The sequence below is a fragment of the Peribacillus simplex NBRC 15720 = DSM 1321 genome (genome assembly GCF_002243645.1).
In the GTDB taxonomy this organism is placed as follows: Bacteria; Bacillota; Bacilli; order Bacillales; family DSM-1321; genus Peribacillus; species Peribacillus simplex.
Map to the genome: position 1 here is coordinate 5,172,510 of NZ_CP017704.1, position 13,122 is coordinate 5,185,631.

The following is a 13,122-nucleotide window of genomic DNA, read 5'->3' on the forward strand; positions in this document are numbered from 1 at the left end:
CGGGAGCTTTTTATTTGGTGACTGTTTTATGGCTCCTCCCTTATTGTGCTGACTGCTTAACTTCAATAAGCGGAGACTGCTGATTTTTCTTACTAACTATTAGAAAACCATCCTTACCATCATATAAAAAAAATAACGTATGATAATGATTTGCTAAAGCTTGATGGGCAGTGGTAAAATCCCAGTAAAAAAGGTGAATGTTCATGTCTGAACCAGTAATAGAAGATTCTTACCAAATCAGTTTGCAAAATATTCGCCATCACTCACAGCATATCCATTTAGGAATTGAAATTCTTTTCGTAATCCGGGGAGAAGTTGAGGTTTTGGTTAATCAAGATTCCTGGCGTTTGGCGGAAAATGATCTTCTGCTTATTAATGCTAATGATGTTCATACTGTAAAGGGGCATGAAGACAATGTAGTTCTATTGCTGCAAATTCCCCTTGGTTCCATCGAGCAGCTTTATCAGGATATTCATGTGTGTTATTTCGACTGCCATTCATCCAAGGAGGATAATGGGTTATATCTTCTTTTTGATCAAATCCGTCAACTCTTGGCTGAAATTTTGATCGCACATTATCAAGAGCAGGATGGAAGTGAACTTGAAATCAATAGCCTGATTTACAAGTTAGTTACACTCCTTATCCGGAATTTCAAAACCACACATCTCGGGCAAAACCGATTTATTGAAATGAAAGATGAAAGAATTAGGGACATCCTTACTTTTATTGAAAAAAATTATCGCAAACAGATGTCTTTTGAAGAGATTGCCAAACGGCAATATCTATCCCTATATTATTTGTCCCGTTATTTCAAGCAGGCTGTTGGTGTTAGTTTTTCACAATATGTAAAACAAATTCGTTTGAAATCAGCTGTTCATGAGCTGTTATATACCGATCATAACATTATGAAAGTCTCGTTAAATAATGGTTTTCCAAATGTGAAAGCTTTTAACAAGGCTTTTAAGGAAATGTACAATCAAACACCTGCCGAATATCGAGGTCTTCATAAAAAAGAACCTTTCCAGGAAGTAAATAATATAAGCGAACAATATACCTTAGTGAATTCGCCGCACTTTTTAATTGAATTGAGCAAGTATATTTCGCAAAAGGACCAAAATGTTTCGGTGAAAGAATCGGGAGTTTCAGCGGTACATATCAACCTGCCGCAAGAGCCTGTTCTTGTTCGGGATAAAGCCCAGCGATTACTGGTGATTGGACAGCTGGAATATGCATTAAATGAAGAGGTCCAAGCAGAATTAAAGCTTATTCAGGAGCAGCTCCATTTTGAATATGCCTATTTCACGAACCTATTTTCCCCCACATTTACGACAATCGACCCGCTTTTGCAAATAGGAGGGCCATATTATAAGATTGATGCGTTGTTTAACGAGTTTCAAAAGCTGGGTTTAATTCCATTCATTAGTGTAGAGATTGAAAAGGAAGTCGTAAGCTGCCCGGATTATATAAAGATGTTAGATGAATTTTTACAGCATGCTGTCAGTTATTTTGGCGATGCCTTTGTCGGGAAATGGCAATTTGAATTGGTTTTCTCAGAGTGGGATCAAACAGCCCGGACTTTTTATCAACAATACTTTCAAACTGTGAAAAAGAGGGCTTCCACCGCAAAAGTCGGAGTTCATGTGCCATTTTCCTTAGAAAAAGGATTATCAGTCCCAGTTACTGAATTTTTAAAGCAAATGGATCAATTTGACCTGGTTTGCTTTAGCTGCAATCCAAATGAACAAGTTGACTTTACCGATATGGATAACAGTTCCTTTAAGGGAGTAAAAGATTATATAAAGAAATCGTGTATTGAATTAAAAGCGAACCTTTCGTCAGCTGGCTTGGCTGGCACACCAATTTACCTGACAAACTGGAATACACTTTACGGTAATACAGTAAATTTAAGTGGAACTTTTTTTCGATCAGCTCTCATTTTTAAAGACATGCTTGATGTTATAAAAGAGATTTCCGGTTTGGGATTTTGGATTGATACCCATTCATTAGAAAAATGTAATATGGATAATGAAAATATTGCAATGAATGGAATTGCCCTACTCTATTATTATCAAATAAAGCGTCCGGCGTTTTTTAACATGCAATTAATTGCAAAAATAGGACTAGAGATTTTAGCTGAAGGTGAGGACTTTGTACTGACGAAGGGGAAACAAGGGTACCAATTAGCTATTTATAACAATTCCTATGTTAATCCCACTTATTCTGTCGAAAGTTTCTTTTTGAGCTCATTAACAAAGGAAAAGAAAATCATGATTTCAGGGTTGCCTTCTGGCACTTATCAAATTCGTAAATACATTCTCGATAGAAATAACGGTGCATTTTACTTTAATTGGCTCAATCTCAATCAACAGTATATCTATGATCAAGAGATCATTACGTATCTCAAGCAGCGAGCCTATCCAGATTTGCAAATCTATGAGGAAAACATTGACTCGGAGCTATTATTACAATCCACTTTGACGTTAAATGCCATTCATCTCATCGAAATTAGGCCATTAGGTTAAAACTTAATGGTCTTTTTTTGTTGTTAGGTTAAGCTAAGTAATGAAAAAGGGCAAATGAAGGGGTGTGTTTTCGACAATGATTGGAATGTTTTCAATACTTAAAAAACTTATAATGAAGACAAGAAAGCGATTACATAAATAATATTTCGGAGGTAGCCTTTTATGTCTGTTTCTCAAGGAGCGATTAAGAAGCAAAGCGAAGCAAAACTTTCGGTATCAAAGGAAAAAAATCCTCGTGGAGTTTTGTTGACTACAGCTTTAATGGCTGGTTATTCCATGATTTACATGGACAAAAACATGATTTCTACTGCAATTATCCCAATTGCAGAACAATTCCAACTAACAACAAGTCAAACCGGTTTGATAATGAGTTTATTTTTCCTGGGTTATTCGTTAATGCAGATACCTGGGGGATGGCTCGCAGATAAGATTGGATATAAAAAGGTACTAATGCTTTCGCTTTCGCTTATTACAATATTTTCATTCGCATTTGGCCTTGTTGGAAGCTTATTGATGTTTATATTAATTCGTTTCTTGGCTGGTATTGGCCATGCAGGCTATCCTCCAAGTTGTTCAAAAGGAATCGCCGAAAATTTCCCGAAAAAAAGACGGACTTTTGTTCAATCGCTCATTTTGTCAACGAGTGGAATTGGCGGAATTTTGGCTTTTGTGATTGGAGCACGGCTGATTGACTTAAATTGGCATTATGCCTACTATGCACTGGGGACAATGTTTGCCATCTCGTTACTTTTGGTTGCCTTTTTGATACCTAATAGCCACCCAACTGCCAAAACGAAAATTGAAAAGAAACAAGTTAGCTTTAAATCAGTGATTTCCAATCGAAATGTAATTATTTTATTCGTTGCAATGCTGCTTGCGAATGTAGCTTTTTATGGGAATATGTCATGGCTGCCAACTTTCTTAAAGACAAAATTTTCACTATCCATTAGTACGGTTGGGATAATCCTGGCAGTAAACGCTATTGGAGGAACGCTAGCATCCATATTTGCAGGTGTATTATTAACAAAGTATTTTGCTGGCAAGGAAAAGTTACTGCTAATGTGCTGTTCAGTCATTTCATCCTTGTTGTTTCTTGGTTTAGTATTTTCAAATTCATTGTCCCTTTCCATTGCTTTCTTATATGTGCTTACATTTTTATTAACCACGATCTTTGTGGGGATTTTCTCTTGGCCGCACAAGATTTTACCTGAGAAAGTAATTGGGTCATCCATTGGAATCGTCAATACGGGTGGAACGCTTGGGGGCTTTATTGCTCCAATGGCTTTCGGTGCTTTAATTTCTATGGCCGGTGGATCGTTTTCTATCGTATTTATCACCTTGGCAATAGCCGTTGTAATATGCGGTCTAGTTATACTTACCGTTAAAACAGAAAAATAATAGGAGGGAAAATGATGTTAGATCGACTATTGCAAAAACTTGAAGAGAAAAAAGAAAGAATGATTGAAATACGCAGATATCTCCATCAACATCCTGAATTATCTTTTAAAGAAGAAAAAACTGCTCAATACATTGCTGATTTTTATAAAGATAAAAATGTAATAATACGGACAAATGTTGGCGGATATGGAGTGGTTGTGAAAATCGAAGGCGGACTCGCAGGTAAAACAGTTGCGCTGCGTGCTGATTTTGATGGTCTGCCAATCACGGAAGAGGCAGATGTACCATTTAAATCGAGTAATCCAGGTGTTATGCATGCATGCGGTCATGATGGACACACTGCCTATTTAATGATTTTAGCCGAAGCATTAATTGAAATAAAAGACCAATTAAGAGGGAACGTTGTTATCTTGCATCAGCCTGCGGAAGAAACGCCTCCTGGTGGAGCAATTGCCATGATTGAAGATGGATGTTTAGAAGGTGTGGATAGTATTTTCGGTATTCACCTTATGTCCCCATCGGTGACCGGGGAAGTCTCTTATCGTGCTGGAGAAATGCAGGCGGGACGCTCGTATTTCAAAGTGAAAATCCAAGGAAAAGGCGGACATGGTTCGATGCCGCATACAAGCAATGACAGCATTGTCGCAGCAAGCCACTTTGTTGTAGCAGCCCAGACGATTGTCAGTCGCCGAATCAATCCTTTTGATATGGCGACAGTAACGATTGGCTCGTTTGATGGAAAGGGATCATTTAATGTAATAAAGGACAGCGTTGAACTTGAAGGAGATGTTAGAACCATGTCCAGTGAAGTTCGTGCTAAAGTGGAAACGGAATTCAAGCGAATTTTAGCGGGGCTTGCTCAAGAATTTGACATTACCTATGACTTGATATACTCACATGATTACCCTGTTTTAGTTAATGATAAAGCCATGACAGAACTGGTTGTAAATGGGATTAAAAAGGCCGAAATTCCTGAAATCAAAGCGTTAGTGGAAACGACGCCAATGTCTGGGTCAGAGGATTTTGCTTACTATTTGCAAAAGATTCCCGGCAGTATGTTTTATGTTGGAGCAAAGCCGGAGGATGGTCCCGTTTATCCTCACCATCATCCTAAATTTGTCATTAATGAAGACAGCCTGATCATCGCGGCAAAAGCAATGGCAGCTGTTGTTGCAGAATATTTTGGACAGAAATAAACAAAAGGAAAAACGGGGATGGTTCTTATGCTTGCGGCGTGGGGACCTTCTTCTTGTACAGGAGTGATCACATGTCTTTTACTAATTTAAAAGAGTTAATTGAACTAGCAGAGCAAGAGAAAACAACTATTTCGGAATTGATGATCAAAACAGAGGTACACCAGAAAGGTTATCCTAGGGAGACGATTATCGAAAAAATGTCGGAACAATTTACTGTAATGGAAGAGGCTGTCCGCAGAGGAACAATGAGTCCAGTCATGTCACGTACTGGTTTAACGGGAGGGGATGGAAACCGTCTTTATCAGTATGCCCAAAACGGGAATTCCTTTGTCAATCCTAGAACATTGAATGCTGCAGCAAATGCGCTTGCGGTATCGGAAGTAAATGCTGCAATGGGGCGGATTGTGGCGACGCCAACAGCTGGGTCAGCGGGAATCTTGCCCGCTGTCCTTGTTAACGCCCTTGACAGCGGGAAATTCACCCGAAAGCAGATTGTACAGTCAATATTCACTGCCTCTGCCCTCGGCTTAGTTGTTGCAAATAAAGCTTCGATATCAGGGGCAGCCGGCGGGTGCCAAGCTGAAATCGGTTCAGCAACCGCAATGGCAGCTGGCACCCTAGTAGAGCTTGCCGGTGGAACACCAATGCAGGTTGGAAATGCTGTCGGAATTGCTTTGAAAAATTCACTGGGGTTGGTTTGTGACCCAGTTGCTGGACTGGTGGAAATCCCGTGCATCATCCGCAACGGTTTACATGCAATTACCGCCCAAACTGCTGCAGATATGGCTTTAGCTGGGATAGCCAGCGTCATTCCACCGGATGAAGTGATTCATGTGATGCATGAAGTCGGACAGCAAATGCCCGAATCGTTGAGAGAAACCGGGATAGGCGGTCTTGCCGGAACTCCGACCGGGCAAAAATTAAAGAAGCAGATTCTAAGCGGAAAAACTAGTGGCTGTTGGCCGGCAAAATACCAAAGTGCGTATGAAATCATCGGTCCCGTAATGGTTGGCCCTTCGAGTTCTCATACAGCTGGTGCTGTCCGAATCGGGAATATTGCCCGCCAGCTATTAAACGAAAATCCATTATATGCAAAGTTCTCGCTAATGGGCTCTTTCGCCGAAACCTATCAAGGCCATGGAACAGACCTGGCTTTATTAGCCGGTGTTCTTGGATTATCTACCATGGATGATGGCATTCCAAATGCAAAAAAAATTGCTGAAGAAAAAGGATTACAATATGAATTCACGAAAAGGGTGCTTGGAAGCTATCATCCGAATACCGTTCTCGTAGAATTGACAGGGGTCACACGTACTGTAAAGGTTTTGGCCAGCTCTTTAGGCGGTGGTAAAGTGGAGGTTCAGGAATTCGATGAGTATCCATTTAAATTTTCAGGGGAACGGCCAACACTTGTGATTCGCCATTCCGACCAAAAAGGGGTTATTGCCGAATTATCGGATATTCTTTATCAAAAAGGGTTCAATATAGCCCGTATGGCCAATGAACGTTCCAAAATCAATGGTGCTGCAATAACGATTTGTGAAATCGACAATACAATCGAAGACACTCTCTTATCTTTATTAAAAAGAGAGATTCCGATTATTGATGAAATTGTCTTGGTTCACACTAAGTAGTTACTAAACAATTATCCATTAAGCACGTGATCGTATTTTCGCTGATGCAAAAAAGCATGGTATGCGTTTAAATCCATAAAAGGCATTCGGAATAAATTCGTTCCGAATGCTTTTTATCAATAAACTGTAGCAATAGGGAATCGACTGTAATAGGCGGTGATTTTTCAGCGTATAATTTTGCGTTTTTTGCTGTCAGGACCCCTTGTATAACCTATTAATAACGACCGGTGTTCGCTGAAATAATGAGAGCCCCACTTGAAGAATAAATACCTGCTTTGGCCAAAGCATTATACGGATCTAAATTCCATAACTGTGCAGTATAACAGGAAGTCTGACCTTTCATAATCCAACCGTTACCACCGGAACTAGCACAACTTGTAAATGCCCTCTTAGTCGTGCCATTAAAACTATCCACCCAAACATTTGCATAATAATCGTACGGAGCAGCAGAATAAAACTTTAAGTATCCCCAAGCCGTATGACAATACGCACTTCCTTTTAGCTGCACATATCCAATTTTCACACCGTTTTTATAAATATATTCTGTTTCATAGGTGATTGGACTTTTATTCACACAGCCTGTCGAATATGGATTTGTATTATCATAGGACAGGGCATAAGTTTTATTCGTGGGTGCAATCGCAAAAAACAGTCCAAAAACAAGAGTTACTGCCAACCCAATATTTAATAATTTTTTTATAATATACTCTCCCCTTTCCTTCTTCTAGACTTTAACATACAAAAATTGGTGTTTCCATGTACTTTGGAATCATTTACCACCTGCATAAATTTTACCATTTTATGGGTAACTACGTAGTTAAGGAATTGTACCCCATTCCCATTAAGCAAAGGCAAATCAATACCAAAAACGAGAATAAAGTGAATGGAATGAATACTGGCCATAGGCTTTTTTTTGATTTATTAATATATAAATTACACTGTGCCTATATTTTATTAATAATGTAAAGTTACTATTTTAATTGGTAAATACCATAAAAATTTTAAAATAAGGAGGATATTTGTCTATTTTCAAAATAATTACATAATTTAAGTGGCTAAACGATAAGTAGGAGGAATTGATTTTGAAAGCGAAAAATAAATTTGCTGCAATGTTGACAGTTGTAACGGTAGGATTAACAACTTCTTTATCAAGTGTACAAGCATTCTCGGAATCTTCAAATTCAGATAATAAACGGAAACCGGAGCTCGTTTTTCCTGTAATCAGCGATGTACATATTGACGATGGATCAACTGCTGATATGAACAAGTTTAGAACAGCCATGGATCAATTAAACAAAGCTGCGCCTAAACAGGATGCTTTTGTTGTCGTTGGGGATTTAACGGACTATGGATACGCTACTGAATATGATAAGTTCTTCTCCATTTATAATGAGAAGAAACAAGGCGATGTCCAATCCATGTTTACAATGGGAAATCATGATTATTGGAATGGACTTTCCGTTGAAAAAGCACAAGATCGTTTTCTCGAGAAAACAGGAATGGAGTCTCTTTACTATCATAAAAAAGTAAATGGATATGATTTTATTACGTTAAGTCCGGAAAATGGTAATACGCATGGTTTATATTCTGTTAAACAAATTAATTGGCTAGGTGAAAAGTTAGCTGCAGCAGAAAAAGAGAATCCGGACCAACCAATCTTTGTTTTTCTTCATCAACACATAAAAGACACTGTGTATGGAAGTGACTTGTGGGGAACTCAGGAAAATAAAGAACTTTTATATGATACATTAAAGAAACATCCACAAGTTATTACATTTTCAGGCCATTCTCATTATCCACTTGAAGACCCTAGAACGATTCATCAAAAAGACTTTACGTCTATTGGCACTTCTTCTGTAAGTTATTTGGAATTAGAGCCAGGCAAACTTCAAGGGTTTCATCCAGAAGGATATCGGGATATTAGTCAAGGAATGATTGTAGAAGTTTATAATAATGAAGTTGTCATTAAAAAACGTGACTTTCATAAAGACGATTGGACAGGAAAACCATGGGTAATAAAAAATTCTTCTAAAAAAAATAAATTTAAATATACAGATGATCGAGATCAGTTACCACCGGTTTTTGCAGTTAAAGACAAGGCTTTGATTGTAAAAGAAAAATCGACACTAAAAAGTTTAAATGTAACATTTCCACAGGCAAAAGATAACGAACTCGTACATTCTTATCACATTACAGCCAAAAACAAGAAAACAGGGGAGTTGGACGCAGACTTCACCGCATTTTCTGAATTCTATTATGATCCTGTTCCAAAGAATTTAGAGTTCCCTGTTGCTGGACTTAAGCCAGGTACTGATTATGAAATTAAGGTACAAGCACTAGATTCATTTAACAATAGCAGTAAAAAGGTGTTACTGGCTGATGGCCAGACAAAAGCCCTGGAAATGGTCTCAGCACAGGCTTCTCCTTCTTTAGTAACGGAAGGTGAATCAACTACACTCCAAGTGAAGATGAAAAATCATGGAAATGGTAGTGTGAAAGGGAAAATTAAAGTTGATGCACCTGAAGGTTGGATTTTGGAGTACAAGGAACTTGAGTATGAGCTATCAGGAACTGAAGAAAAAATGTTGCCAATAAAAGCTACACCTAGTAAGGAAAGTTCCGGTTTATCACAATTCACGATTACTGCTTCCGAGGGCGACCAAATAATAGGTTCCAAGAATATAAATGTATTCGTAAACATGATCCTTGGAGAAAGTTTTGACCAATTAGAGTCTGCATTAAAGCCAGCAGTGAATGAAAACATCCCAAGTTCTATTCTCGGTTGGAGCCATACAGCTCCTAAAGGCTGGTCGGTTACAAATAGCTCGAATATGCCAGCTGGTACAGAAGAGTGGCAAGGTTGGAGTTTCACAACAAAGGACTTTTGGACAAATGCAGAAGACCAAGATCGTAACAAATTTGAGCTTGGTCAAGGTGTTATAGCTGTAGCGGATCCCGATGAATGGGATGATAACGGTTCACCAGCATCAAAAGGCTTTTTTGATAGTACATTAACTTCACCTTCTGTAAAAGTTGATGGTGCAAAAGATCTATACTTTGGATTTGCATCTCACTATAAACAAGAAGGAACGCAAACAGCTGAAGTAACTGCTGTCTTTGATAATGGGGAAAAACAACAAGTTCTCGTTTATGACAATAAAGCTGATTCGGATAATAATAATGGACATGTTTTGAATAAATATGAAGTTAAATCGATTAAGGTTCCTGAAGATGCTTCTTCTATGAAATTACAATGGAGAATGCATAATGCGAAAAATAATTGGTTTTGGTCGATAGACGATATTAGATTGGATGACCAAATGATCGTTTCACCAAATTAATGAGAAGAACAGGTGAACTTTCTTAAAAAAATTTGTATAAGTAAAAAGCGGACTTTCCTTAAGGGGAAAGTTCGCTTTTTCTCTATGTCTTACAAACTCTGGACAAAATAGTAAACTACTAAAAAGCCTTATGGTCTTTTTCGTGTGCTGATAAAGGTTTCTCGCCTAATTAATTTCGTATCTTTGTGAAGATAGTACATCAAATTGAAGGGATAGTTATTAATTATAAAATACTGAAGTGCAAGTTTATTTAATTCTTGGATAATTTATAAATAATATCATTATTATAAAAGGTAGGATAAAAAATATTTTAACAAAAAACAAGCTAGCCGAGACCCAACAGACGCTTGCGTCGAGGAAGCTTAGCAGATATTCGGCGGAAAGGGAGCGGATTTCTGAAATCAAGCTGGAACGTTTTTAAATAAAAAACTGTAGACTGACAAGAGAATAGGATTTTTTTCATGTATTTTAGAAAATTTTAAGATTTGTGTGATATGGTTTTTTTAGTTTTAAGAAAAATTATCGCGGGAAACATTTTCATGCAAGATCAGCAGATAAAAGGTGTACTTTTCTATAAAAGAGTAAACTAGGGATCGATACGGGGTGAAAATATTTGTCAATTAAAATGAGGTTTCTGTTGTCCTACGTTGGCGTAATTCTTATTTCCATCACTTTATTTTTAGCAGCTGGATTTTTACTTATTTTTGCAATAACAGGTGATGTAAAATCGATAGAGCATTTATACAAAAAATCTTATCTTCAAAAACCTTTGACTGCAGTAGAAGAAAGTGTGTTTCTCGATTTAAAGCTATTGGCAAAAAATAACCCTGAGCAGCTTCTAAACGAAGAACAGCTGAAGAAGATTGAACATAGAGATATTAAGATTGTCGTTAGAAAAGATAATAACATTGAGTATGCTTCCCCAACACTAGATAAGCCAGGATTGGTTCCATCCCTTCCCAATTTCGAAGAAACAAACATCAATACGCGAGACACAATCAAAATGAAAGACACTTTTTTCACATATGTGAAGTTTGATTTTTATTTTTCGGATAAAAGTGAAGGAAGTATTTTTGTATTGAGAAAAGCAAGTTCCTATGCCGAGCTGACTCGAGAGCTGTTTCCCATTTTATTCGCTCTATTGTTATTACTGTTTGTAATGATTATTGGACTTTTAAATTATTTAGTTTCACGAAGTATCATCAAACCCATCTCTATTCTTAAAGAAGGCGCAGAGCGGATAAAATCAGGAGATTTAAACTTTGAAATCAAAGCCACTTCGAATGATGAAATCGGACAATTGAATAGCGAGTTTGAGGAAATGAGAAAAAAGTTAAAAGATTCCGTAAACCTTCAGCTTCAGTATGAGGAAAATCGCAAAGAACTTCTTTCCAATATTTCTCATGATTTGAAGACACCGATCACTTCGATTATGGGATATGTTGAGGGGATAAAAGACGGGGTAGCAAACACCCCACAGAAAATGGACAAGTATTTATCGACTGTCTACCTAAAAGCAAGAGATATGGATTCATTGATAGATGAATTGTTTTTATTTTCCAAGCTGGATTTAAAAAAAGAACCATTCACTTTTGAAACGGTCAGACTCGATAAATATTTGAAAGACTACGTAGAAGAACTTCAACTGGATTTACTTCAACAAGGAATCCAGATTGAACTTCAACAGCTTAATAAACCGATATACGTGACAGCGGATAGAGAGAAACTAAAACGCGTATTGGCCAACCTAATCAGCAATTGTGTAAAGTATATGAATAAAGAGGAAAAACACATTTCCATTTCTCTGCATGAAGGACTATATGATGTAGTAGTACAAGTAACAGATAATGGCTATGGAATAGAATCTTCTGCTTTGCCTTATATTTTTAACCGCTTTTATCGTGCTGAGCAATCTAGAAATTCTCTGACAGGTGGAAGTGGTTTAGGACTTGCGATCGCAAAAAAAATTATCGGCGAGCATGGAGGAGATATTTGGGCTACTAGCGAGATAAGAAAAGGTACAAGTGTCTTCTTTTCCATAAAGAAAGGTGAGGAAATTTGAAAAAAATATTACTTATTGAAGACGAAGTCAGTATTGCTGAATTGGAAAGGGACTATTTGGAAATTAATGATTTTAGTGTCGATATTCAACATACTGGTGATGCAGGTCTCCAACAGGCCCTTCAAGGAAATTATCATTTAATCATTTTGGACATCATGCTTCCAGGGTTGAATGGCTTTGAAATATGCAAACAAATACGTGCTGTCAAAAATATCCCAATATTGCTTGTATCCGCCAAAAAGGAAGATATTGATAAAATTCGGGGGCTTGGTTTAGGGGCAGATGATTATATTACAAAGCCCTTTAGTCCAAGTGAACTAGTTGCAAGAGTGAAAGCGCATTTAGCGCGTTATGAACGTTTATCAGGAAGTCACCCCAAATCTAATTCAATTTATGTTCATGGTATTTCAATAGATAAATCAGCACGCCGAGTTCACATAAACGGAGAGGTGGTCCCGTTTACAACAAAGGAATTCGATACGTTAGTGTTTTTTGTCATGCATCCGAATCAAGTATTAAGCAAAGAACAGCTTTATGAAAATATTTGGGGATTGGAATCGGCTGCAGATGTTTCGACTGTCACCGTCCATATCAGGAAACTACGTGAAAAAATTGAAAGAAATCCTGCACATCCTCAATTATTGGAAACCGTTTGGGGAGCAGGGTATCGCTTTAATGTTTAAATGGTATGTTTTATGACCCATCACGAAGGTGACGGGATTTTTTTATAAACATTAAGAAATTTTATTAATAAGTTAATCATTTTTTAAGAAATTGTTTAGAGGGAGTTTAGGATTAAGCACTAATATAATGAAGACGGAATAAGTAAGCAATTAAAAATAAAAGGGAGAAAAAATCCTCATGCAACCTCAAAAATCTTTTTGGAACAAGCCATTTTGGTACATCAAAATGACGGAAAATCCTTTTGGGGCAGAAGATGTACAAACGTGAGAAAGGATGGTGTGTTTC

The 13,122-nt window shown here is 37.5% G+C and carries 8 protein-coding genes; 7 read left to right on the forward strand and 1 reads right to left on the reverse strand.

The window, feature by feature from the left end:
* Positions 1–203 precede the first annotated feature (203 nt).
* The 4 genes from BS1321_RS25015 (at position 204) to sdaAA (ending at position 6,750) form a co-directional block, all read left to right on the forward strand.
* Complete coding sequence (locus tag BS1321_RS25015) at positions 204–2,522, forward strand: helix-turn-helix domain-containing protein (protein WP_063235066.1); 2,319 nt, start codon at positions 204–206, stop codon at positions 2,520–2,522.
* A gap of 162 nt (positions 2,523–2,684) precedes the next feature.
* Positions 2,685–3,920: an MFS transporter gene (locus BS1321_RS25020; protein WP_081113033.1), complete on the forward strand. Its 1,236-nt coding sequence runs from the start codon at positions 2,685–2,687 to the stop codon at positions 3,918–3,920.
* Between the two features lie 14 nt (positions 3,921–3,934).
* Positions 3,935–5,116, forward strand: a complete 1,182-nt coding sequence (locus tag BS1321_RS25025) for an amidohydrolase (protein WP_063235065.1) — start codon at positions 3,935–3,937, stop codon at positions 5,114–5,116.
* A 71-nt stretch (positions 5,117–5,187) separates the two neighbouring features.
* Complete coding sequence (sdaAA, locus tag BS1321_RS28635; RefSeq protein ID WP_063235064.1) at positions 5,188–6,750, forward strand: L-serine ammonia-lyase, iron-sulfur-dependent, subunit alpha; 1,563 nt, start codon at positions 5,188–5,190, stop codon at positions 6,748–6,750.
* A 214-nt stretch (positions 6,751–6,964) separates the two neighbouring features.
* Here sdaAA and BS1321_RS25035 read toward each other — a convergent pair whose 3' ends face one another.
* Entirely contained in the window at positions 6,965–7,426 is a 462-nt protein-coding gene (locus BS1321_RS25035; RefSeq protein WP_053535206.1) for a DUF2690 domain-containing protein, read from the reverse strand.
* A 406-nt stretch (positions 7,427–7,832) separates the two neighbouring features.
* Here BS1321_RS25035 and BS1321_RS25040 point away from each other — a divergent pair, with 406 nt between their 5' ends.
* The 3 genes from BS1321_RS25040 to BS1321_RS25050 all read left to right on the forward strand — a co-directional run bounded on the left by BS1321_RS25040 (position 7,833) and on the right by BS1321_RS25050 (position 12,836).
* The gene (locus tag BS1321_RS25040; RefSeq protein WP_063235063.1) at positions 7,833–10,091 is read left to right on the forward strand and encodes a metallophosphoesterase; all 2,259 of its coding nucleotides are present in this window, start codon (positions 7,833–7,835) and stop codon (positions 10,089–10,091) included.
* 613 nt (positions 10,092–10,704) lie between these two features.
* Positions 10,705–12,153, forward strand: coding sequence for a sensor histidine kinase (locus tag BS1321_RS25045; RefSeq protein ID WP_063235062.1), 1,449 nt, complete (start codon positions 10,705–10,707; stop codon positions 12,151–12,153).
* Positions 12,150–12,836 carry a response regulator transcription factor gene (locus BS1321_RS25050; protein ID WP_063235061.1) on the forward strand — a complete coding sequence of 229 codons (687 nt, stop codon included), beginning with the start codon at positions 12,150–12,152 and terminating at the stop codon, positions 12,834–12,836. Before BS1321_RS25045 ends, BS1321_RS25050 begins: the two co-directional genes overlap by 4 nt.
* Positions 12,837–13,122 lie beyond the last annotated feature (286 nt).